The following is a 23,103-nucleotide window of genomic DNA, read 5'->3' on the forward strand; positions in this document are numbered from 1 at the left end:
CGCCCTGATGAACGCGGGTGGGGCAGCACATGGGTGGCCGAGCGGGCCCCCTGTTGCGGGGGACCGCCCGGCCGGACTGTGTGGCTACCGGACGTCGTAGGCGCGGGTGATGGTCTGGGTGACCGCGTTGCCGTTGGCGTCGGTGAAGGTGGCCTTCGTCATGACCTGCTTGCCGGAGGCGCCGGTGTGGTCGAGGACGGCCGTCCACTTGCCGTCCTGCTGCTCGGTCGGCGCCTGGGTCCAGGTGGTGCCGCCGTCGTAGGAGTAGGACAGCGAGGCCGCCGTGATCGCGCCCGGGGTGTACCCGGCGTGGCCCTCGACCGACAGGCCGACCTTGATGCCGCTCTGCGCGGGCAGGGTGTTCATGCCGTCCACCGGCAGGTCGTACGCCGGGTGGAGCAGCGGCAGGCCGCGGGAGTAGACGTCCGGCTCCCGGTGGGAGCGGAAGCTCCAGGTGGTGGTGGCGGCGGTGGAGCGCAGCCAGTTGCGGTCCGCAGTGTCGATCTTGGCCAGGTTCTGGGTGAGTTCGTACGCGGAGTCCTCGTCCGGCACCTCGAACACGCCGTACGGATAGGTGAGTCTGCCGATCTGCTCACCGTTGCGCTTCAGCGACATGTTGCCGAGGTCGCCGAAGGACCCGCCGTAGGTCCAGTGGTCGCCGGAGCCGTCGACCCAGAGGGCGTTCTGGATGCCGAACAGGTTGCCCTGCCGCTCGGCGGCCAGCATCAGGTTGCCGTCGGCATCGCGCGCCGCGCCCGGCCGCAGGGGGCCGCCGTACCATTCCTCGGCGCTCCGCTGTCCGGCCTTGTAGGTGCGATCGTGGTCGTCCATGAACGCGGCGAACGGGAAGCTCGTCATCGCGCCGTGGTACCAGGCGTCGTCGCCGGTCGTGTAGTAGGCGGTGCGGGTGCCAGGCACGTGGACCGTCTGGTACAGGCTCACGGGGATCTGGGTGTCGCTGCTCCCGGAGGGACGGAGGAACAGCGCGTCGATGTAGTCGGCCTCCTTGCCCATGGCATGCCACGTCTCGGTGACCTGGGCCAGCCGGGAGTCATTCGGCTGGTAGGCCTGGTCGGAGTGCAGCGGCCCCTCGGTCGGGAACGACAGGTTGTAGACGTAGGACGAGCCGTCCTCGGAGCCGGTCGCGCGCCAGGTGGGCCGGAACTCGAAGGTGCCCTTGTGAGCGCGCCCGTCGATGTCTGCGTAGAACTTCTTCACGGCGCCGCCGGCCGTGAGTGTTCCGCTGAGCTGCCAGGTGTCGTCCCACGTGCGGGCGTAGTTCAACGTGGTGCCCTGCAGCGTCGAGGGGCGGTTGGTGTGCAGGCTCAGCTGGTGGGCCTTGCGGGCGTCGAGGACGACGGTGGTGTCCTTGGTGATCCGCATCTGCGGGTGGGCGAGGTAGCTGACCGATTCGGGCGTGTTGCTCGCGTCGGGCGTCGCCACGAAGCTGCTGAGGGCGTAGTCGCCCGGGCGCACACGGTAGATCTGCTCGGACGCACCCGCGTTGGTGCGGCGCTCGCCCTCGTCGGAGTCGATGCTGGCGACGTCCAGGGAGGAGGAGCCGGTCGCGGGCTTGCCGTTGCGGTCGACGACCTTGACCCGGAGGGTGACCGTCTCCGGCTGGACGTAGAGCGTGACGGGCACGGAGACGTGCACATCGCCGCCGGTGGCCAGGACCCGGCCGGTGACCGCACCGTACTGGGCGGGCTTCAGACGGGCGGTGGGGTCGATCTGCAGCGGCACCTGAGCGGTGGCCCCCGCCGGGACCGTCACCTTGTTCTGCTCCGGCTTGATGATTCCGGAGGTGACATCGCTGCCGTCGTTGCCGTGCACACCGCTGAGCTTCAGATGGAGCGTCAGGTTGCTGTCGCTGGTGTTGGTGAAGGGCACCTGCACGGTGGTGCGGTCCGACGCGTCCTGCGGCCAGTTGTAGCTGCCGGCCTGGACAGCCGGCGCGGAGAGCGCCTTCTGGTTCACCGCGCCGAACACGTCAAGCACCCCACCGCCGGTCTGGTCGGCGCCGGCGACCTTGCCGCCGGTGCGGGCGGAGGAGACCAGGGCAGCCTTGATCTGCTGCGCGGTCCAGTCCGGGTGCGCCTGGCGGACGACAGCCGCAGCGCCCGCGACATGCGGGGTGGCCATGGAGGTGCCCGACATCGTCCGGTAGGCATAGACGCCGCGGCCGCCCGCGGCCGCCGCCGAGATGTCGACGCCGGGGGCGGCGATCTCGGGCTTGAGGGTGTGGGTGACGGCCACCGGACCGCGACTGGAGAACTGCGCGGTGGTGTCGTCGCGGTCGACGGCGCCCACGGTCAGCACGCCGGGCACACACCCGGGCGAGGAAACGGTCTCGGCGCCCGGGCCGGAGTTGCCGGCGGCGACGACGAACAGGGTGTGCTTGCTCTTCGACAGCTCCTGCGTGGCCTGGGCCATCGGGTCGGCGCAGTCGCCGATCCTGGGGTTGCCCAGGCTCATGGAGACGACGTCGGCCTTCTGGTCGACGGCCCACTGCATACCCGCGATGATCCAGGAGTCCAGGCCGTAGCCTGCGTCGTTGAGGACCTTGCCGATGAGCAGGGAGGAACCGGGGGCGACGCCCTTCTTACGGCCGTCACTCGCCGCTCCGGACCCGCCGACCGTGGAGGCGGTGTGCGTGCCGTGGCCCACATGGTCGTCGGTGGTCTTGGAATCCGTGAAGTTCTTGGACGCGTCCACCCGGTTCACCAGGTCCGGGTGCTCGGCGTCCACACCCGTGTCCAGCACGGCGACCTTGGTGCCCTTGCCGTCGTAGCCGGCCGCCCAGGCCTCCGGCGCGTGCACCTGCGCGGTGGACCGGTCCAGCGTGGCCTCGACCTTGCCGTCCAGCCACAGCTTCTTCAACGTGGAGCCAGAACGTGAGCGCGGGTTCGTGACGTCCTGCCAGAAGGCGGCGGCGGTGTCCTTGCCGGCCCTGAGCGCGACGCCGTCCACAGCCGGGAGGCTCAGGCCCCGATCGGCTCCGCGCGGAGCCGCCGGCGCGCTGTCGGCGACGTTCACACTGTTCTGGTAAGTGGCAATAAGCGGCAACGTGTCGGTATGTGTGTCGTCGTATCCCTGGCGGATGAGCCCGGTGACATTGAACAGCTGCTCGTCGACCTTGCCCTGGGCGATCGCCTGAGAGGCGTCCTCCGGGTAGACGTAGAGGTCCTTGCCCCTCTGATAGGTCTGCACCATCGGCTGTGTGCCGTCCTTGCGGGGCAGCACCGCCGCCGAGCTGCGACCCGACGTGTCCGTGGTCACCATCACCTTGTCGCCGGTGACGAGCGTGACCGTCACCTGCTTGCCACCTGCGGCCTTGCTGCCGATGACGGGCCTCTTCCCCGAGGCACCGTCAGGCGGAGTGTCCGCCGCGCCGGAAGGCGCGACCGCCGTGACGGCCAGGACGGCGGCGGTCGCCGTGCCCAAGGCCATACGCGTTATGGAACGCATGAATCTCCCTATGTGAGCCATGAACATATGCCAAACTGCGGCTGCAGCCTGGCAGACGTGTGGCTTGATTGGGGATGCCGCGCGTGACGGGTTTCCCACGTGGCGGTATTCCGTCACGCGGTCACATCAATTGGTTCGTCAGCTCGGTGGATCTTCGGGCCCGGCAGATGGGGGCGCGCTTCGCCGGGCCGACGCTCGCCCGGATGCTCTCGCCGAAGGGGGCGCACGGGCACATTCACCCGCTCCTTGACCAGCAGCAGTCCCCGGCCTGCCTCAAGCTCCTTCCGTGACGCCGATTCCTCCGGATCCGTGCGGACTCCGATCCGCCGCCGGGGAACGGGCCCGTCGGCAGTGAAGCAGAACCCCGCCAGGAGTTGGCGGCCACCCTCGCAGGGGCCACCGACGGGACGGAAGATCCTTGGCTGTCAGGCCGAAGAGGAGGTCAAAGCCAGCCCGCACGTGCAGCGTGCCATCCGAGTTGCAGGCGCGACTCCACCCCGGCAAGGTCCATCAGACGGCGTATCCGTCGCTCCACGGTGCGTATGGAGAGACCGAGTTGGGATGCCGCCCGCCGGTCGGAGATCCCTGCCAGCAGCAAGGCCAGGACCTCCAGTTCCTCCTCGGTCGGCTGCTGATCGGCTGCCGGCTCCTCGCGCACGCCCGTGGCAGTGGTGTACATCGGCCGGGCCTGGGCCCATTCCTTCTCGAAAAGATGGACCAGGGCCGTCAGCAGGCCGCTGCGGTGCACCACGATTGCGCTCGGCTCACCGCCGGAGTCCGCCAAGTCCAGTGGCACCATGGCGCGCTCCCGGTCCGACACGACCATCTTCAGCGGCAGCGAATCGACCAGGCGAAGCTCGACGCCTGCCGTGACGGCCGCCCGCACGTCCCGCACGACGTCGTGACTGTCGAGATAGTTCTTGTCAGCCACGACCCGGAAGTCGACCCCGCGGTCCAGCGCGGAACTCTCCGACGTGTCGGTATCCTCGCGCGGTACCGCGATGGGCGCGCCGACGAGGAAGACAAGCAACTCCCGCTGAGCGCCGCGCTGCAGTTGGTGGAACCGGTGTGCGACCTGCTCCACGCCGACGACCACCTCCACGACACCGCCCGCAGTGTGTGCGGCGGTGCTGCGGTACTGCTCGGTCAGCATCGAGAACGCGGTCTCGGCCTGGTGCAGCGCGTTGCGCTGCTCGACGAGGAGCGGGGCCAGGGCGACCGAGGGCGGTGTGAGCCGGTAGTGGGCAGGCCGGAGACCGGCATCGCAATCGGCCGAGTCGGATGCCCCGCTCTCGGCCGCGGTGGCGACGGCCACCAGGCCGCGCGCCGCCAGGTCGAGCAGAATGCGCATGCTCTCGGCCTTGTCGAGTCCGGTTTGCCGGGCGAGGTCCTGCGCGGAGGCTGTCGGGCGGGCCAGCAGTGCCGTGTAGATGGCCTCTTCGGCCGGGCCCAATCCCAGCGCCTGCAGCATCCGGCTCCTCCTCGGGTGGCCACCGTGTCCGGTCCTGGCGCAGCTCCCGTGCACCGAGCGGATTCTTCTCAGCCGAACCCTATCCCTCTGTCAGGTTGTCGCCATTGGCTGTTCGCCTGGCCGGTACCCCGGCCAGGATGCCGATCACCCGGGCTCCAGCCTGCTCGAAAGTCGACGTGAGCGAGGTCCTGATGGCGCTCCTCGCCTGCGAACCCCGCCTGGCACCGACCGCCCGGACTCCTACTGATCACCGACAGGGCGGGCCGGCTCCCCCGCCGAGGCCGCGACGTCCGACCGTGCCACGGGGGTACGGCCCCTGCGTCCACCGGGGCGCGGCCGGCCAGGACATCATGGACACCGCAACGATGCCCGTGGCCGCGTCTCCCCCGGCACACTCTGCGGACCTCGATCGCCCCCTGCCCCAGGCTGCGGTCCACCGGGTCCCGGCCGCCAACGCCGCCTACGCCGCAGCCCGGCCGGTCCTTGAGGAGGACACGCCGGGCCGGTGACGACGGTGCGCGGAGACCGCGGTCAGGTCTCCGCGCCCAGCCAGGTCTCCCGTACGGAACGGAGCGGGTCGCGCGCCGTGCGGGACTCCGTGTTCCAGATACGGGTCTCGCGCCGCTCGGTGGAGTAGGAGGGCCAGGCCGCACCGGGGTCGAGGTCGCGGACGAAGGCGACCCAGGCCGTGTGCACGGCGTCGGCGAGCTGCTGCGGGGGCACCTCCCCCAACGCCTTGTCGACCCCTTCGGCGCCCAGAAGGTCGAAGACAAAGGGAAGGTCGACGCAGTGGTGGGCCAGGCCCTCGAAAGCGGGTGCGGTCGCGGTCCAATCGAACTGGTAGAGCCACGTGGGGAGATCGCGGCTCGCCCGGGACTCGGCGAGGGCAAGGGCGGGTGCACGGAAGATCTGGTCGGTGAGGGCCTGACCAGCCTCTCCCTCCGCGACTGCGTTGAACTCGTGCGTGGTGCAGCCGATCATCAGCGGGATGTGCTGGCCCGCCGCGCCGGCGATGAGTGCCTCCGGTACGGGTTCGGGGATCAGCACTCCGTCGGCGAAGGGGGCGAGGACCAACATCGGGAGGGCATCGCGATCGGGACCGGGGGCGTTCAGCGCGTCCTGGAGGGCGAGGATCTCCTCGTCCGTCAGGCTCTGGAGCGCCTCGGCCGTGGCGGGCACTCCGGTGCGTGCGGTGAAGAACTCGGAGACGTTCACCGCGAACTCGGGGCCCTGCGGTCGCATGACCGCGCCCGAAGCCGAGATCGCTGCCCGGAACAGGCCCGCCGCGGCCGGCGTGGCCAGGAGTGTTTGGACCGCGCCGCCGCCTGCCGACTGGCCGGCGATGGTCACCTTGTCCGGGTCCCCACCGAAGGCGGCGATGTTCTCCCGCACCCACCGCAGGGCTGCGATCCAGTCGAGCACCCCGCGGTTGTCGGGCGAGTCCTCCATGTGCAGGAAGCCCTCGATGCCGAGCCGGTAGCCCAGTGATACCAGGACCACTCCGTCACGGTTGAAGGCGGTGCCGTCGTACCAGGGGCTGGCCGAGCAGCCCGCGACGAAGCCGCCGCCGTGGATCCACACGAGGACGGGGAGGCCGGCCTGCCCGGCGGCTCGGGCCGGGGTGAACACATTGAGGTTCAGGGTGGAGTCACCGGGAACGCAGGGCTCGGGGATGGTGGTTGCCTCGGCGAACGGACGGCGCTGCGCGGTGGGTCCGTACACGCGGGCGTCGAGGACGTCGACCCACGGCTCCGGGGGGACGGGCGCGGCGAAGCGGAGCGGTCCGATCGGCGGCCGGGCGTAGGGAATACCGAGGAAGCGGACGCCTGTCTCGGTACGTTCGCCACGCACCGGTCCGTGGCTGGTACGGATGATGTCTTCCGTCATGCGGGGCCTCTCTGGCGGTGTCGGTCAGCGGCGGGGCGCGGCGCGCTCGATGCAGTGGCGGGTACGCACCAGGACCTTCGCATACTCGGCCATGCGGTCGGCGATGACGGATGTGACGGCAATACACCCGTCGTGGAACAGCTTCGTGGCGTCGGCCCCCCTCACGGACTCACTGCGGGAATCGTCGGGCCGCTCCTGGCAGCAGCCGAGTCCGGTGTCAGCTGTCGAAGCCGAGACCGAAGCGGTCCAGGGCCTTGAGCCAGAGGTTGCGCCGGCCGGCGTTCTCGTCCGCGCGAGCGAGGGACCACTTGGTGATGCCGATTCCCAGGGAGCGGACCGGCTCCGGCGGGAAGGGCAGGGGCTTGCTCCGGACCATCTCCAGCGCGGTGCGCCGGGTGCGGTCGCCTGCGAGCAGGTCGAGCATGACCTCTGCGCCGAAGCGCGTGGCCCCGACGCCGAGTCCGGTGTAGCCGGCGGCGTAAGCGACCTTCCCGCGGTGACTCGTGTCGAAGAACACGCAGAAGCGGGTGCTGGTGTCGATGGCGCCGCCCCACGCGTGCGTGAAGCGGACGCCTTCCAGTTGCGGGAAGGTCCGGAAGAAGTGCTGGGCGAGGGTGGCAAAGGTCTCCGGCCGCTGGTCGCGCTCGGCGCTGACACGGCCTCGGTAGCGGTGGACGGCGTCGTACCCGCCCCACAGGACGCGGTTGTCCGCGGACAGGCGTACGTAGTGGAACTGATTGGCACTGTCCGCGAATCCCTGTCGGTTGCGCCAGCCGACGGAAGCCAGCTGGGCGTCGGTCAGTGGTTGTGTCATCAGGGCGTAGTCGTACACGGGCACGGTGTAAGGGCGGTGGCGGCGGACCAGGGAGGGGTAGGCGTTGGTGGCGAGCGCCACGCGCGCGGCGTCGATGCGGCCGTAGGGGGTGCGGACGGCGATTCCGGAGCCGGCCTCGGTGAGCTCCGTCGCGGGAGTGTGCTCATGGATGCGCACTCCGAGGTTCAGACACGCCTGCTTCAGGCCCCAGGCCAGCCTGGCCGGGTTGACCATGGCGACGTCGTCCTTGTTCCAGAGGCCGCCGAGGAAAGTCGGTGAGTCGATCTCGGCCCGTACGGCGTCGGCGTCGAGGAGGACCGGGCTGCCGCCGTACCGGGTGGCGTTCTCGGCCTCCTCCGTCAGGCCCGCGGCCTGATAGGGCTCGGTGGCCACGACGAGAGAGCCGGTGCGTTCCCAGGCGCAGTCGATCCCGTGCCGTTCGATCGTGTCCTCGATGGCCTGGAGGTTCTCGCGGCCCAACTGCTCCAGCAGACCGATCTCGTTCGGCCAGCGCTGCAGTCCGTTGTTGAGGCCGTGGGTGAGGCTGGCTTCGCAGAATCCGCCGTTGCGGCCCGAAGCCGCTCCACCCACCTCCTGCGCCTCGATCAGCACCACGTCGGCGGACGGGTCGCGTTCCTTGGCGATCAGTGCGGTCCACAGTCCGCTGTATCCGCCGCCGACCACGAGCAGGTCGCAGCGGGTGGCCCCGACGAGAGCGCCGGCTGCGTGGGGCCGGTCGGGGTCGTCAAGCCAGAAGGGGATCGGTTCGGCGTCCCGGAGCGAGATGAGGGGGTCCATGAGGCGGCTCCTTCGGAATAGGGAGGAACGTGCCTCCGAAGTGCCGCCATCAGACCGCTTGGAGGTCATAACGTCAACGGTGTTGTCATAAGCGCTCAGCCGACCCCGGGCTCATCGCCCGCGGCCCCCTCGGTCACGGCCCCGTCGGCCAGGTCGATCCGGTCCAGCATCTCGTCCGCGATCCGCGACGCACCGGGCTCACACCGCCGCGCCAGCTCACGGAAGAGCTCCTCGGCGCGCGCAGCCGGCCAGTCCTCGGGCAAGTGCTCGGCGGGCAGATAGGGGGCGTCGCGCACAAGTTCCAGCCAGTCGGTGTGCAACAGGAGCTGCAGCGCCATGTCGTCCGCGGCTCCGCCCGGCGGAACGGAGCCGCCCCACCGATCGATGAAGGACCGGTAGCCGGTGGCGATCGCGTCCACGTCGAAGGCGGCGTGCAACAGTGACCCGGCCTCGGTCGGCGGCGCGGCCTCGCCATGGAAGGCCCTGATGTGATCCCCGAGCCCGAACTCCGCCGCCGGCGGGGCGACGTCGACTCGGCGCGGGGCGGGGAGATCGCCGAATCGGCCCGGGAGCACCCGGACGTGATCATCCCGTTCGCGGGGGTCGATCCGTACAAGGGCAGGGCCGCCGTGCGCCAGATCCGCCGGCTGGTCGCCGAGTACGGGGTCCGGGGATTCAAGTTCCACCCCAACATCCAGGCGTTCCACCCCAATGACCGCATGGCGTACCCGCTGTACGAGGCCATAGAGGAGGCCGGCGCGATCGCCGTCTTCCACACCGGGCAGACCGGCATCGGTGCGGGGGCGCCCGGAGGCGGCGGCATCCGGCTGAAGTACTCGAACCCGCTGGACGTCGACGACGTCGCCACCGACTTCCCCGGGATGCGGATCATCCTCGCCCACCCGTCCTTCCCCTGGCAGGACGAGGCTCTCGCCGTGGCCACGCACAAGCCGGAGGTGTACATCGATCTGTCGGGCTGGCCGCCGAAGTACTTCCCGCCACAGCTCGTGCGTTACGCCAACAGCCTGCTGCAGGACAAGGTGCTGTTCGGGTCCGACTACCCGCTGCTCGCCCCCGACCGCTGGCTCGCCGACTTCGCGAAGCTGCCGGTCAAGGACGAGGTGCGTCCGAAGATCCTCAAGGAGAACGCGGCCCGGCTGCTCGGCCTGACGGAGGAGTGAGCCATGCGCAACCAGGGGATTGGTTCCTGGACCGCCCGGCGCAATCGCAAGACGCCACGCCGCCCCGCCCTCGTCCACGAGGGTCGCGGCCTCACCTACGGGGAGTTGCACGACCGCTGCACACGGCTGGCCCATGCCCTGCGTGACGCAGGGGTCGAGCGCGGGGACCGGGTGGCCTTCCTCGGCCCGAACCATCCGGCCTTCCTGGAGGCCCTCTTCGCGGCGGGGCAGCTCGGGGCGGTCTTCGTACCCCTGAACTCCCGTCTCACCGTGCCCGAACTGGTGCACCAGATCACCGACTCCGGCAGCCGCGTCCTGGTCCACGCCCACCGGCCGGCCGCCGACATGGCGGAACTCGCGGACCGGGCCGGTCTCGCGACGCTGATCGCTGTGACGGCAGGTCCGGGACTCGCCTACGAGGAGACGATCGCCGCCGCCTCGGCGGAGGAGATCGATGAAGAGGTGGGGCACGAGGAGCCCTGCCTGATCATGTACACCTCGGGCACCACGGGCAGGGCGAAGGGCGCCGTCCTGACCCATGGCAACATCATCTGGAACAGCGTCAACGTCCTCGTCGACACCGACCTGTCCGGCGAGGACGTCGCGCTCGTCAGCGCGCCCCTCTTCCACACGGCGGCCCTCAACATGACTGCCCTGCCCACCCTGCTCAAGGGCGGCACGGTCCTGCTGGAGTCGTCCTTCGATCCCGACCGCACGCTTGAGCTGGTGGAACAGCACCGTGTCAGCTGTCTGTTCGGGGTTCCGACCATGTACGACGCGATGGCCTCGGCGCCGGACTGGGGCACCGCCGACCTGTCGAGCCTGCGGACCCTCCTCTGCGGCGGGGCACCCGTCCCCGCCCGCACCGCGCGCGCCTATCTGGAGCGCGGACTGGCGTTCGTCCAGGGGTACGGGATGACAGAGACCTCGCCCGGGGCGCTCGTCCTGGACCGCGCCGACTCCCTCGACCGCGTCGGCTCGGCCGGGGTACCGCACTTCTTCACGGATGTCCGCGTCCGGAACGCGGCGGGCGAGGACACGGCACCGGGCGAGAAGGGCGAGGTCGTCGTCTCGGGCCCGAACGTCACGCCCGGCTACTGGAATCTTCCGGAGGAGAGCCGCGCGGCCTTCACCGAGGACGGCTGGTTCCGTTCCGGCGACGTGGCGCTGGTCGACGCAGACGGCTATGTGCATCTGGTCGACCGCCTCAAGGACATGATCATCTCGGGTGGAGAGAACATCTACCCCGCCGAGGCCGAGGACGCGCTCCTCGAACATCCGGACGTCATCGAATGCGCGGTCTTCGGCGTGCCCGACTCCAAGTGGGGCGAGGTCGGCCGGGCCGTGGTCGTCCTCTCTCCGGGCTCCGCCACGACGGAGGCTCAACTCCTCGCCCATCTGAACGGCCGACTGGCCCGCTACAAGATTCCCCGGACCTTTCGCCTCCTGCGCGGCACGATGCTGCCGCGCAACGCCACCGGAAAGCTGCTCAAGGGCGTCATCCGGTCCGAATTCGGCGACTGACCGCCTCTCATCAACAGAATCCCTCTCAGCACCCGGGAGTACCGCATGCCCCTCACCGTCAACGGAATCGACGAGATCAAGGCCCAGGCCGGAGCCGATCTCGGCCACAGCGGCTGGCTGGAGATCCTCCAGCCGCGCGTGGACACCTTCGCCGACGCCACCGGCGACCACCAGTGGATCCACACCGATGCCGAGCGCGCCAAAGCCGGCCCCTTCGGCGGGACCATCGCCCACGGTTACCTCACCCTCTCCCTCCTGATCCCCCTGTGGAGCGAACTGCTGCGGGTCGAGGGCGTCTCGATGGCTGTCAACTACGGTCTGAACAAGGTCCGTTTTCCCTCTCCGGTGCGGGTCGGCGCGAAGGTCCGCGCCCACGGCCGGGTCGTGTCCGTGGAAGAGATCCAGGTCGGGGTCGCGGTCGTCGTCGACCTGACCGTGGAGATCGACGGTTCGGCGAAGCCCGCCTGTGTCGCCCAGGCGGTGTGCAGGTTCTACGCCTGAGTCGTACGACGAGCCCGAGGGGCGCCCACCGAAGCCGCCGCCCTCGGGCTCACCCCCCTCACCGTCGCTCTCCGGCAGCCACGCCGCCGCATAGAGCATGAGCTCAGGGGCGAAGGAGCAGCCGCTGTCCCGCACACGGCGCCCTGCGGCCGCCTGGCCCCGCCACTCCTCGGAAACCGTTCCTGGGCAGTGAGCAGGAGTGAGTCCTGGCTCACCGGTACACCCCGAACGGTGTTGGGCGCACTGGTCCTCCGCCTTCTCGTCCTGGGCGGCGACGCATATCACGTATGCGGTCCGTCCCAGGTGGGCGGAATCCCTACGACCCGGCCATGTGGGTGTGGCCAGAGGCGACGGAGAGGCCCCGAACCATCACTCCGGTGATACGGCGGCCCCGACTGCTGACGCCACACCCGGCGTCCCAGATCGCTTCACACACGTTACGCACACCCCGCCAGGCACACCCACAGACCGGAACACCGTTCACTCAATCGTTTCCATGTTCGCCAAAACAAGGTACCGGACCAGCAGTTGTGAACCTCACTGGGCAGTCTTACGACAACAGCGTTGACATGTAAATGAGCACCTCGGTTGCATGACCGTTCGACACATCCCTCCCTCTCGCCTTGGAGCACCTCATGGCCAAGCCCGATCTGATCTTCACCCGTGGCCCCATCCACACCGGCGATCCCGCGCGCACCCGGGCAAGCAGCCTGGCCGTCACCGGGGAGCGCATCACCGCCGTCGGCCATGACGAGGTGCGCGAACTGATCGGCCCGGACACCGAAGTCATCGATCTCCAGGGCAAGTTGCTGCTCCCCGGATTCCAGGACTCCCACATCCACGCCGTGTTCGGCGGAATGGAACTGGCCGAGTGTGATCTGACCGGCACCGTGGGCGTCGAGGACTACCTCACCCGCATACGCTCCTACGCCGACGCGCACCCGGACCGCTCGTGGATCACGGGCGGCGGCTGGTCCTTGGAGAGCTTCGACGGCGGACTGCCCACCCGACAGCTCCTCGACTCGGTGATCCCGGACCGCCCGGTCCTTCTGGCCAACCGCGACCACCACGGCGCCTGGGCCAACACCCGGGCGCTCGAACTGGCCGGCCTCACCCGGGAATCCGTCGATCCCTTCGACGGCCGGATCGAGCGTGAGCCGGACGGCACCCCGAGCGGCATGCTGCAGGAGGGCGCCACCGCCCTGGTCTCCCGGATCGTGCCGCCCAGCACACCGGCGGACCGCCTCGGCGGTCTGCTGCGGGCCCAGAAGCTGCTGCACTCCCTCGGAATCACCGGCTGGCAGGACGCCCTGCTGGGCGTGTTCGGCGGCAATCCGGACCCGTCCGACGCCTATCTGGCGGCCGCCCGTGAAGGCACGCTCACCGCCCGGGTGACAGGGGCCCTGTGGTGGGACCGCGAGCGGGGGGCTGAGCAGATCGCCGAACTGCTGTCCCAGCGAGAGCAGTTGAGCCACGGACGGTTCCGGGCCCGTGCGGTGAAGATCATGCAGGACGGCATCGCCGAGAACTTCACGGCGGCCATGACCAGCCCTTACCTCGACGGCTGCGGCTGCGCCACCGCCAACTCGGGTCTGAGCTTCGTCGACCCCGTCGCCCTGCGTTCGTACGTCACCGAGCTCGACGCCCACGACTTCCAGGTTCACTTCCACGCGCTCGGCGACCGGGGGGTGCGGGAGGCCCTGGACGCGGTCGAGGCAGCCGTCGAGGCCCATGGGCGGCGTGGCAACCGCCACCATCTCGCCCACCTCCAGGTGGTCCACCCCGACGATCTGGATCGCTTCGCACGGCTCGGCGCCATCGCCAACATCCAGCCGCTCTGGGCCGCACACGAACCCCAGATGGACGAGCTGACCATTCCCTTCCTCGGACCCGAACGGGCCTCCTGGCAGTACCCGTTCGGCTCCCTCCTGCGCGCTGGAGCCACCCTGGCCGCAGGCAGCGACTGGCCCGTCAGCAGCCCCGATCCGATCGCCGGAATCCATGTCGCGGTGAACCGGATGGAACCCGAGGCCACTGACGGGCGGGTCTTCCTGCCGGAGCAGCGCCTCGACCTCGCCACCGCGGTCGCCGCCTACACCGCCGGCTCGGCACATGTGAACGGGCTCGACGACACCGGCAGTCTGCTCCCTGGCCACTTGGCCGACCTGGTGGTGCTGGACCGGGACATCTTCACGCTGCCTCCGGAGGAGATCGCCGAGGCCCAGGTCCTGCGCACCTACGTAGGCGGCACGCTGGTGCACTCCGCCTGAGGACCTAAGACGGCCGCCGCGAGGACTCCCGGACCAGCAGGCGCGTCGGCACGAGCACGCCCGAGGGCCCTTCGTCGCCGTTCTCCAGGGCGGCGACGAGGAGTTCGATCCCGGCCTCGGCAACCTCCCGGGGCTGAAGGCTCAGCGTCGAGATCGGAGGTTCGGTGTGCTCGGCCGTACCGTCCTCGCTCACGCACACCACGAGAAGGTCGCCGGGTACGTCGTAGCCGTGGCGGCGTGCCGCCTCCAGGACGAGCGGCGGGCTCAGCTCCGCCACCACGAAGAGGGCGTCGGGCCGCTCGGCAGCCGTCAGCGCGCTGTCCACCGCCCGGACCACCGGGCCGTTGCCGGCGTCGGCGGCGAAGGTCACCCGGGCCGTGTGGCCGCGTGCGGCACACCAGCCCCGGTAGGCAGCCAGAACCCCCCGGTGGAAGCGGGTGGTGCTGTCGGGCAGCACGAGCGCCGTCCGCCGTGCGCCCTGCGATCCCAGATGCTCCAGGGTTGTGCGGACCGCCTCCTCGGCATCGACGTCCACCCAGTGCGCTCCAGGTCTGCCGTCCACCGATCCGTCGCTGAAGACGGGGATACGGGCGGCAAGCAGATCCTCCACCACCCGGTCGTCGGCAACCGGATCGGCAACTATCACCGCTTCGAGCGGCAGGTCGGCCCACTCGCTGTGCAGCGATCCCGCGGGCAGCATCACCAGGGCGTACCCGCGTTTGAGCGCCGAAGCCGCCGTGGCGCTGGTCAGCTGGGCGAAGTACGGCGACTCCAGATACGTCCACGGGGTCCCTGCGAACTCCCCCACGACGTAACCGATCAGCCGGGCCCGCCCCGCACGCAACTGCCGGGCGGTGGCGTTGGGCCGGTATCCCATCCTGCGCGCAGTCTCCCTGGCCTTCTCCCGCACTGCCGGCGAGAGCCTTCCCGTGCCATTGAGGGCCGCCGAGACGGTGGTCTTGGAGAGGCCCGCCTCGCGGGCGACATCGACGAGACGGACGCGGGGCGGGGCAGTCCGCAAAGTGTGCGCGCCGCGTTGGGGAGCTGAGGTCATGCACTGATGCTGCCACCCTCGCGACCTCAGCAAAACCGTTCCCGCAAAGTCTTGCGCGGGAACGTTCCCGCATCAATACTCGCTCCATCCCCCAGCGCCCGTCACTACACCCGTAAAGGGGTGGGTCTCCTTGCGCATGTCCAGAGCCACCGCGCTGCTTGTCTGTTCCGCCGTCGTCACGGCCGCCACCGCCGGCTGTTCCGGCGCGACCGGGTCCCGGCCCGGCGGCGGCGCCCCCGCCTACACCGTCACCCCGAACTCCCCTGCGGCGAAGGGCTCCCTCGACTCCTTCACCTGGTCGCTGTACGCCGAGCCCTACACGCTCGACTACGCCCTCGCCTACGACTACCCGCCGAACACCGTGCTCGCCAACGTGTGCGAGCAGCTGTTGCGGGTCACCCCCGACATGAAGATCGAACCCGGGCTGGCCGTGAAGTACGCGAACCCGGACCCGAAAACCTGGGTGTACACCCTTCGACCGGATGTGAAGTTCCACGACGGATCGACCATGACGGCGGACGACGTGGTCGCCTCCCTCAAACGCCACATGGATCCGGCCACCGGATCCCCGTGGGGCTCGTCCTTCAAGAACGTCGCCTCCATCAAGAAGAGCGGCCCGCTGGAGGTGACGATCCGGCTCAGCAAGCCCGACGCGCTCCTGAACGAACTCATGGCGGCCTCCCCCGGCACCGTCGAGAGCGCCGCCTTCCTGGCCAAGGCCGGCAAGGACTACGGCGGTCCCAAGGGCAAGGTCAACTGCACCGGCCCCTACGCGCTCGACAACTGGGCCCAGGGCGACAGCCTCACCCTGAAGAAGAACACCGCTTACTGGAACCGGTCGCTGACCCCCAAGACCGACACTGTGACATTCACCTTCATCGAGGACGCGTCCGCCCGCACCAACGCCTTCCTGTCCGGCACGGCCGACGGCGGCTACATGGTGCCCTCTTCCTCCCTCGCCCAGCTGCGCACCGGCTCGAAGGGCACGGTGTACTTCGGCCCCAACACGGCGGCCTCCGATCTCGCCGTGCTCGACTTCAAGGGCCCGCTCGGAGACCTCAAGGTCCGCCAGGCCCTCTCCATGGCCCTCGACCGCAAGAGCATCGTCAAGGCTGCCGCCGGCGGCATCGGCATTCCCGCGAAGGCGCCCGCCGCGCGCGGCGCGTGGGCGCTCGCGCCCGAGAAGGCCGACGACTACTTCAAGGCGCTGCCCGAGCCCGAATACGACGTGGCCGGCGCGAAGAAGCTGATCGCCGAGGCCGGTGCCACGGGGCGCAAGGTCACCCTCGTCACCAGCTCGCTCGCCCCGGAGATCAGCGTCGTGGCCAACGCCGTCCAGGCGGCCGGCAAGCAGATCGGCCTCGACGTCGAGCTGAAGGCCGTCGCCCCGGAGGCGTACAGCAGCATCTTCGTCGACCCCAGCGCCCGCAAGGGACTTGACCTCGTCATCACCAACGGGTATGACAACACACCCGATCCGCTGGAGTTCTACCAGTACCTGCGCACGGGCGACTTCGGCAACTACGGCAACTGGTCCGACGCCGAGTTCGACGCCGCCTTCGACAAGGCGAACGCGGAGCCCGATGCGGCGCGCCGCGCGGAACTGACCGCCGAACTCCAGCGCATCGCCGTGCGCGAGCTCCCGATCATCCCGCTGTACGAAGCCCCTTACTCGGTCTTCCTCGGCAGCCGGGTGACGGGCGCGCCGACCGGCATCGCCCAGCTGTACTACCCATGGGCCGCGACGATCGGGGCCGCGCAGCAATGACGCGCTATCTGATGAGCCGCCTCCTCGGCCTGACGACGGTACTGCTCGTCACCTCGTTCATCGTCTTCGGCACCGTGCATCTCGCGCCGGGCGACCCGGTGACCTTCCTGCTCCACGGCCGCCCCGCGACCCCGGACGCGGTCGAGGCCCTGCGCGCGCAGTACCACCTGGACGACCCGCTGCCGGTCCAGTACACGAAGTGGCTCGGCGGCGTCCTGCACGGCGACTTCGGCCGCTCCACCCAGTTCCACCAGGACGTCGGCTCCCTCATCTCCTCCCGCCTGCCGGGCACCGCGCTGCTCGTCGGGTACGCGGCGCTGCTGGTCGGTGTCCTCGGAGTGACGGGCGGCATCATGGCCGCCCTGCGCCCCGGGGCGGTGGACCGCGCAGTACTCCTCGGCACCGGCGTGGCCACAGCCACCCCCTCGTTCGTCAGCGCCATCGCGCTCGTCTCGCTCTTCTCCGTCCAACTGGGCTGGTTTCCCGGGCCCGGAGGCACTCCCGAGGGCCTCGGCGACCGCCTCTATCATCTGACACTGCCCGCCTTCGCCCTGGCGATCACATTCGCCGGACTGCTGGCCCGGGTCACCCGGTCGGCAATGCTCGACGAACTCGGGCGCGAACACGTCGAGGTGGCGCGCGCCCGCGGTGTCGCGAGAGGCGCCGTGGTCCGCCGGCACGTGCTGCGCAACGCGATGGGCCCCATCGTCACCGTCGGCGGCACCATGCTCGCCGGCCTGCTGATCAGTACCTCGATCGTCGAAACCGCCTTCAACGTGTCCGGTATCGGCTCCCTGCTGGTGCAGTCGGTGACAGCCAAGGACTTCGCCGTCGTTCAGGCGATCACCCTGCTCAGCGTGGCGGCGTTCGTCGTCGTCAACCTGATCGTCGACCTGCTCGTGCCGATTGTCGATCCCCGGCTGTCCCTCTACGGGGAGGCTTCCCGATGACCACCACCGTCTCCCCCGCGTCCCCCTCCCCGGGTGCGCTACGCCGCCGCCGGGGCCTGCGCGGACTGCGGGTTCTCGGCCAGGGCCCACTGTTCACGGCAAGCGTCGTCGTACTCGCGGCGCTCGTCCTGATCGCGGTCCTTGCCCCCGTGCTCGCACCGTACGACCCCGACGTGCTCGACTTGTCAGCGAGCCTGACGGGAACCAGCGGTGACCATCTCCTCGGCACCGACCAGTCGGGCCGCGACATCCTGTCGAGGCTCATCCACGGAGCGCGGACGGGCCTGCTCGGACCACTCCTCGTGGTCGGCGTCTCGACCCTCCTGGGCACGCTCATCGGCATGGTCGCCGCCTGGCGCGGTGGCTGGGCCGATGCCCTGCTGTCCCGGTCGATGGACCTGGCCTTCGCGATTCCCGGACTGCTGCTGGCCATCCTTCTGGTAGCTGTCCTCGGCTCGGGCATGGCCGCGCCCGTGATCGCCATGGCCGTGGCCTACACCCCGTACGTCGGACGCCTGGTCCGAGGTATCGCCCGCCAGGAGAAGGCCCGCGCCTACATCGAGTCCTACCGCGTGCAGGGCTGGTCGGGCTGGACGATCTGCCTGCGTCATCTGCTGCCGAACATCGCACCCACCGTGTTCGCGCAGTCCGCGATGAACTTCGGCTACGTACTGATGGATCTGGCCGCGCTGTCCTTCCTCGGGTTCGGGGTGCAGCCGCCCACGGCCGACTGGGGAGCCATGATCAACGAAGGCCAGTCGGCGATCCAGCAGGGGGCGATGCTGCCCGCGCTCGCGCCGTCCGCGTGCATCGTCCTCGCCGTGGTCGCCTTCGGCATCGTCGGCGAAGGGCTCGCCGACCGAATCGCGAAGCGGGAGCGGTGAGTCCCATGACCGAGTATGAAACCCCCGCCCTGGAGATCGACGGGCTCGGCGTCCGTCTGCCCGGCGAGCAGGCGGCCCGGCCCATCCTCGACGGCGTCACGCTGCGGGTCGAGGCCGGCGAGACCGTCGGCCTGGTCGGCGAGTCCGGCTCGGGCAAGTCGGTCGCGTGCCGCAGCGTGCTCGGGCTGCTGCCGCCTCGGGCGCGAACGAGTGGTGAGGTGCGGGTCGCGGGCCACGACGTCCTGACCATGAACCGCGCCGAACTGGCCGGGCTGCGCGCCAGACAGGTTGCGATGATCTTCCAGGACCCGCGCGCGTCCGTGAACCCGCTGCGCCGCGTAGGCGACTTCCTCACCGAGGGACTGCGCGGTGCGGGAACCCCCGCCGCCGCGGCCGAGAACCGGGCCGAGGAACTCCTCGACGCGGTGGGCATCCGCGATCCGCGGGGCGCGCTGCGCCGCTACCCGCACCAGTTCTCCGGCGGAATGCTCCAGCGCGTGGTCATTGCGGCTGCCCTCGCGGGCGAGCCCGCCCTTCTGGTCGCCGACGAGCCGACCACCGCCCTCGATGTCACCACCCAGGCGGAGATCATCGCGATCCTCACTCGCCTCCAGGCCGCACGTGGCACCGGAATGCTCTTCGTCACCCACGACCTCGAACTGGCCTCGGCGATCTGCGACCGCGTGTACGTCATGTACGCGGGCCGGATCGTCGAAACCAGCGGCACCGACGCGCTGTTCGACCGCCCACGCCACCCGTACACGGCGGGACTCCTCGCCTGCACGCCCCGTATCGAGACCGGAGCCGCCGCCCCACGCCCCATCCCGGGCCGACCCGTCTCCCTCGCCGAGGCCCCACCAGGGTGCGCCTTCGCAGCGCGCTGCGCCCATGCGCAGCCGCGCTGTTCCGAGGAGACGCCCGAACTTGCGCACCACGGCGACGGGCTCGCCGCGTGCCACCGCGCCGACGAAGGGATCAAACTGTGACCGGGGCAACCGGGGAACTCGTCGTTCAGAGGCTGTGCAAGCGGTACGGAGACCACACGGCGGTGGAGGACGTGTCCTTCACCCTGCCGCCGGGCTCCTCCCTCGGCATCGTCGGCGAATCCGGCAGCGGCAAGACCACGACGGTGCGGATGCTCGTCGGCCTGGAGCGCCCCGACGGCGGCACCATCCGCATCGGTGGACGTGACCGCTCGGCGCCCGCCCGGGGCAGAGCCGAGCGACTCGCCCGCGCACGCGAGATCCAGATGGTCTTCCAGGATCCGTACCTGTCCCTCGATCCGCGGGTGACCGTGGGCCGGTGCGTCGAGGAGGTCCTGCGCCTCCACTTCCCGATGGAGGCGACGGCCCGGCAGGAGCGCGTCGCCGAACTCCTCGACCAGGTCGGGCTCGGCGAACGGGAGGCGGCCGCCCTGCCCGGCAAGCTGTCCGGCGGCCAGCGCCAGCGCGTGGCGATCGCCCGCGCGCTGGCCGCCGAACCGCGCGTCCTCGTCCTCGACGAGGCCGTGGCGGCCTTGGACGTGTCCATTCAGGCGCAGGTCCTCGAACTCCTGGGCACCATCCGGCACGAGGTCGGCATCGGCTTCCTCTTCGTCACCCATGACCTCGCCGTCGTCCGGCACATCACCGACGAGGTGATGGTCCTCAGGGAGGGACAGGTGGTGGAGGCGGGCCCCACGACCGAGATCCTGGACGCGCCTCACCACCCCTACACACGTCTGCTGCTCAGCTCCGTCCCCCGACGCGGCTGGAACCCCGCCGACGCCGCGGCTGCCCGCCGCTCCCTCGATTGACCAACCCGATCCGAGCCCCGGACGCCTCGGCGTCCCTCAACTTCCCGCCGAGGGCCTGGAGGCCCTCGGCCTGGGCGCGGACGACCAGCTCGTCGATGAGCCGGTCATTCACGGCCCGCGCCGGCTGCGGCCCGGCCGCCTCAACAGATTCGGCCTCGGTCATGTTGTTGCCGGTCATCGACGCATCTTCCTTGATGGGAGTGACACCGAACGATTCACGGTTCTCGGCCTGCATCGTGGATCGTTCACCCTCGTATGTACGGGGCGAAGTGAGCTGTCCGATACGGAGTGGGCTCGGATGGAGAGCGGCACTTGTCGCGAAACGTCGGGCGGGATGGGCGGTGAAAGTGTCACCGGAAGGTGATCAAGGGGAGGATTCACTTGGCCGGTGAGGGCGGTCGACGCCCGCTGGACCTACTGGTCACACCAAGCTGTGGGGTGACGGCTCGCAGAGGATCCTCGTTCTGGAACGGTTGCGTGTGCCCAGACCGACCGGCGGGCGTCCACGCGCGTCCCGGCTGCTGACCGCCGACAAAGCGTACTAGCCACGTCGTCACCGCCGTTACCTGCGGCGGCGTCAGATCGGGCTTGCGGTTTCCGCTGCGTCAACTCCTACGGTCGTCCATGTGGCCGGAGAGACCGGCCCGGCGATGGGAGGCACGGCAATGGCCTGGTCGATCGCGGATGTGGCCCGGATGTCCGGGGTGACATCCCGGACGCTGCGGCATTACGACGAGATCGGACTGCTGCCGCCTGCGCGGATCGGAAGCAACGGGCACCGCTACTACGAAGAGGCCGATCTGCTGCGGCTGCAGCAGATCCTGCTGATGCGGGAGTTGGACCTGGGACTGCGCGAGATCCAGGCGGTTCTGGACAGCCAGGTCGACCAGGTGACTGTGTTGCGCGAGCACCACCGGCGGCTGCTCAGGGAGCGTGACCGGCTGGAGACGCTCGTCCGCACGGTCGGGCGGACCATCGCCGAATTGGAGGAGGGGAAGGACAACAACGACATGGCAAGGATCAACAGGCCGGAGAACCTGTTCGAGGGATTCGAGCACTACTCGGCTGAGGCCGAGGTGCGCGAGCGGTGGCCGAAGGCGTGGGAGCAGTCCCGACAGGCCATCGAGACGATGACCGCCGAGGATCAGGAGCAGTGGCAGCGTGAGGTCACGGCACAGATGATCCGTATTGCGGAGTTCATGGTGGCCGGCACACCGGTTGCCGATCCTGCGGTGCAGGTCGAAGTGGACGCCCACTACCAGGGCGTCTGCCAGTTCTGGACCCCGGACGCGGCCGCCTACAAGGGACTGGGACAGACCTACGTCGATGACCCGCAGATCCGTGCGAACTACGACAAGATCGCCGACGGGCTGGCCGTCTACCAGCGCGACGCGATGGTCGTCTACGCCGATGCGCGACTGAACTGACCGCCGGCTCACACTGCCGGGGGGCTGCAGACCCCCGGCGACAAGCAACTCTCTCCTACGGCTACGGCCGCTGGCACATGCCGTCGGGCAAGCTCGACCGGGGCGAGTCCCTGAGCGCCGGGGCCGCGCGGGAGCTGCTGGAAGAAACCGGTGTCGTAGGCAGGTTGGATGCGGTCGTGTGTTCGGTCGGACAGCCCCTGCCTAGGCTTTGCGGGCAAGCAGTTGAATCTCCTGGAACTGCCGCCGGTCGGTTGGCTGAGGTTCGCGAACCATCCGGGCCACCTCGGCCAACCCGGACTTGCGCAGCATCGCGGCAAGGTGATCAGGCCACCACCGATAGGCCGGCGCGACTGTGTGATCGAAGACCTGCGTCGGGTGAGACGGATCATCGCTTGCCGAAAAGCCGACCAGAAGGTGGCCGCCAGGTGCCAGCACACGGTGGAACTCCGCCAGGATGACGGGGAGTTCTTGCGGCGGAGTGTGGATGATGGACCAACGTGAGAGTACGCCGCCCAACATGCCGTCAGCGATGTCCAACGCGGCCATCGAGCCCACGTCGAACCGCAGGCCCGGATAGGCCTGTCGAGCCAACTTGATCATCGCGGGAGAGGTATCAACGCCGAACGGCGCCAGCCCCAGCTCGTCCAGATAAGCGGTGATATGGCCAGGTCCACACCCCAGGTCCGCGACCTGACCGTCCCCGCTCGCACTTGCGACCTCGGCGAAGGCACCCAAGATCGCGCGGTCCAGGGGACTGTCACGCAGCGTGTCGCGGAACAGCTGCGCGTAGGTGGGGGCAGCAGCGTCATAAGCCTCGCGGGTGGCACTGAGGGCATCGTGTTCGACCATGCTCGCAACAGTAGTTCCTGGCCCCGAGGCGAGCCGAGAGAAGCACGATCTTCCCTCCCGCCCGTTCGCCCGGGCTGTCGCCGGTTCGGAGAAGCCTGGGTCCGCCGCCCGATGCTGCACGTCAACCCCAAGACGCTGCCCCACCTCGCGGAGCTGGAGACCGGCCTTCCCGCCCGCCGAGCACGCGCCGAAGCCGAGGGCCGGGTCGGTGAGATCGAAGGCATCGACCTCACCTTCACGTTCCTTCGGGCGAAGGGACTGGCCCCAACGTCGAGCCCAGCGAACGCCTGTCGACCTCGGCATCCCTGCACACCGTACGAAGGAGTCGGGATGACCTTCCCCAGGCCGATGCTTGGAAGCAACCAGCTGTCATCGGAGGACGATGCCGATGCCTCAGCTCCGGGCGGACCGGTGACCCGCTCCGCGCTCGCCCTCAACAACCAGTGGAAGTTGTCTTCACTG

At 69.6% G+C, this 23,103-nt stretch carries 19 protein-coding genes and 3 pseudogenes; 14 read left to right on the plus strand and 8 right to left on the minus strand.

Annotation, left to right across the window (positions count from 1 at the left end; all coding sequences use genetic code 11):
* Positions 1-84 precede the first annotated feature (84 nt).
* Positions 85-3,468, minus strand: coding sequence for a S8 family peptidase (locus OG609_RS01845; RefSeq protein ID WP_327271120.1), 3,384 nt, complete (start codon positions 3,466-3,468; stop codon positions 85-87).
* Positions 3,469-3,551: 83 nt separating this feature from the next.
* Here OG609_RS01845 and OG609_RS01850 point away from each other — a divergent pair, with 83 nt between their 5' ends.
* Positions 3,552-3,758: a hypothetical protein gene (locus OG609_RS01850; protein ID WP_327271121.1), complete on the plus strand. Its 207-nt coding sequence runs from the start codon at positions 3,552-3,554 to the stop codon at positions 3,756-3,758.
* 152 nt (positions 3,759-3,910) lie between these two features.
* Here the strand turns inward: OG609_RS01850 and OG609_RS01855 are convergent, their stop codons facing one another.
* Complete coding sequence (locus OG609_RS01855) at positions 3,911-4,939, minus strand: helix-turn-helix domain-containing protein (RefSeq protein WP_327271122.1); 1,029 nt, start codon at positions 4,937-4,939, stop codon at positions 3,911-3,913.
* Positions 4,940-5,289: 350 nt separating this feature from the next.
* Between OG609_RS01855 and OG609_RS01860 the strand changes: the two genes are divergently transcribed.
* Positions 5,290-5,448 carry a hypothetical protein gene (locus OG609_RS01860; protein ID WP_327271123.1) on the plus strand — a complete coding sequence of 53 codons (159 nt, stop codon included), beginning with the start codon at positions 5,290-5,292 and terminating at the stop codon, positions 5,446-5,448.
* A 22-nt stretch (positions 5,449-5,470) separates the two neighbouring features.
* Here OG609_RS01860 and OG609_RS01865 read toward each other — a convergent pair whose 3' ends face one another.
* The 4 genes from OG609_RS01865 to OG609_RS01880 form a co-directional block, all read right to left on the minus strand.
* Positions 5,471-6,826, minus strand: a complete 1,356-nt coding sequence (locus tag OG609_RS01865; RefSeq protein ID WP_327271124.1) for a carboxylesterase/lipase family protein — start codon at positions 6,824-6,826, stop codon at positions 5,471-5,473.
* Between the two features lie 24 nt (positions 6,827-6,850).
* Positions 6,851-6,991, minus strand: a complete 141-nt coding sequence (locus tag OG609_RS01870) for a hypothetical protein (protein WP_327271125.1) — start codon at positions 6,989-6,991, stop codon at positions 6,851-6,853.
* Between the two features lie 52 nt (positions 6,992-7,043).
* Positions 7,044-8,438: an NAD(P)/FAD-dependent oxidoreductase gene (locus OG609_RS01875; protein ID WP_327271126.1), complete on the minus strand. Its 1,395-nt coding sequence runs from the start codon at positions 8,436-8,438 to the stop codon at positions 7,044-7,046.
* Between the two features lie 95 nt (positions 8,439-8,533).
* Positions 8,534-9,013, minus strand: a complete 480-nt coding sequence (locus OG609_RS01880; RefSeq protein ID WP_327271127.1) for a PaaX family transcriptional regulator C-terminal domain-containing protein — start codon at positions 9,011-9,013, stop codon at positions 8,534-8,536.
* Between OG609_RS01880 and OG609_RS01885 the strand changes: the two are divergent.
* The 4 genes and pseudogenes from OG609_RS01885 to OG609_RS01900 all read left to right on the plus strand — a co-directional run.
* A pseudogene (locus OG609_RS01885) lies at positions 8,963-9,619 on the plus strand (amidohydrolase family protein); the annotation flags it as partial. The gene OG609_RS01880 and the pseudogene OG609_RS01885 sit on opposite strands and share 51 nt — an antisense overlap.
* A 3-nt stretch (positions 9,620-9,622) precedes the next feature.
* Complete coding sequence (locus OG609_RS01890; protein WP_327271128.1) at positions 9,623-11,143, plus strand: acyl-CoA synthetase; 1,521 nt, start codon at positions 9,623-9,625, stop codon at positions 11,141-11,143.
* A gap of 45 nt (positions 11,144-11,188) precedes the next feature.
* A complete protein-coding gene (locus OG609_RS01895) occupies positions 11,189-11,644 on the plus strand; it encodes a MaoC family dehydratase (RefSeq protein WP_327271129.1) in 456 nt (151 codons plus the stop codon).
* A 635-nt stretch (positions 11,645-12,279) separates the two neighbouring features.
* The gene (locus OG609_RS01900) at positions 12,280-13,914 is read left to right on the plus strand and encodes an amidohydrolase (protein WP_327271130.1); all 1,635 of its coding nucleotides are present in this window, start codon (positions 12,280-12,282) and stop codon (positions 13,912-13,914) included.
* Positions 13,915-13,918: 4 nt separating this feature from the next.
* On the opposite strand, the gene OG609_RS01905 is transcribed toward OG609_RS01900, so the two are convergent.
* Positions 13,919-14,968, minus strand: a complete 1,050-nt coding sequence (locus tag OG609_RS01905) for a LacI family DNA-binding transcriptional regulator (protein WP_327271131.1) — start codon at positions 14,966-14,968, stop codon at positions 13,919-13,921.
* Between the two features lie 136 nt (positions 14,969-15,104).
* On the opposite strand from OG609_RS01905, the gene OG609_RS01910 reads away from it, so the two are divergent.
* From OG609_RS01910 to OG609_RS01945, 8 genes and pseudogenes are all read left to right on the plus strand, one after another.
* Positions 15,105-16,736 (plus strand): ABC transporter substrate-binding protein, encoded by a 1,632-nt coding sequence (locus OG609_RS01910; protein WP_327277909.1) that lies wholly within the window; start codon positions 15,105-15,107, stop codon positions 16,734-16,736.
* The gene (locus tag OG609_RS01915) at positions 16,733-17,686 is read left to right on the plus strand and encodes an ABC transporter permease (RefSeq protein ID WP_327277910.1); all 954 of its coding nucleotides are present in this window, start codon (positions 16,733-16,735) and stop codon (positions 17,684-17,686) included. The genes OG609_RS01910 and OG609_RS01915 overlap by 4 nt, the downstream gene beginning before the upstream one ends.
* On the plus strand, positions 17,683-18,570 hold the full coding sequence (locus OG609_RS01920; RefSeq protein ID WP_327271132.1) for an ABC transporter permease: 888 nt from the start codon (positions 17,683-17,685) through the stop codon (positions 18,568-18,570). The genes OG609_RS01915 and OG609_RS01920 overlap by 4 nt, the downstream gene beginning before the upstream one ends.
* 5 nt (positions 18,571-18,575) lie before the next feature.
* Complete coding sequence (locus OG609_RS01925; RefSeq protein WP_327271133.1) at positions 18,576-19,556, plus strand: ABC transporter ATP-binding protein; 981 nt, start codon at positions 18,576-18,578, stop codon at positions 19,554-19,556.
* Positions 19,553-20,365 (plus strand): ABC transporter ATP-binding protein, encoded by an 813-nt coding sequence (locus tag OG609_RS01930; protein WP_327271134.1) that lies wholly within the window; start codon positions 19,553-19,555, stop codon positions 20,363-20,365. Before OG609_RS01925 ends, OG609_RS01930 begins: the two co-directional genes overlap by 4 nt.
* A 372-nt stretch (positions 20,366-20,737) precedes the next feature.
* Positions 20,738-20,907 (plus strand): annotated as a pseudogene (locus tag OG609_RS01935) (IS5/IS1182 family transposase); the annotation flags it as partial.
* 123 nt (positions 20,908-21,030) lie between these two features.
* The gene (locus tag OG609_RS01940; RefSeq protein ID WP_327277911.1) at positions 21,031-21,792 is read left to right on the plus strand and encodes a MerR family transcriptional regulator; all 762 of its coding nucleotides are present in this window, start codon (positions 21,031-21,033) and stop codon (positions 21,790-21,792) included.
* Positions 21,793-21,848: 56 nt separating this feature from the next.
* Positions 21,849-21,947 (plus strand): annotated as a pseudogene (locus OG609_RS01945) (NUDIX domain-containing protein); the annotation flags it as partial.
* A gap of 46 nt (positions 21,948-21,993) precedes the next feature.
* Here OG609_RS01945 and OG609_RS01950 read toward each other — a convergent pair.
* Positions 21,994-22,641 carry a class I SAM-dependent methyltransferase gene (locus OG609_RS01950; RefSeq protein ID WP_327271135.1) on the minus strand — a complete coding sequence of 216 codons (648 nt, stop codon included), beginning with the start codon at positions 22,639-22,641 and terminating at the stop codon, positions 21,994-21,996.
* Positions 22,642-23,103: the final 462 nt, after the last annotated feature.

It is taken from the genome of Streptomyces sp. NBC_01224, from assembly GCF_036002945.1.
Classification (GTDB): Bacteria; Actinomycetota; Actinomycetes; order Streptomycetales; family Streptomycetaceae; genus Streptomyces.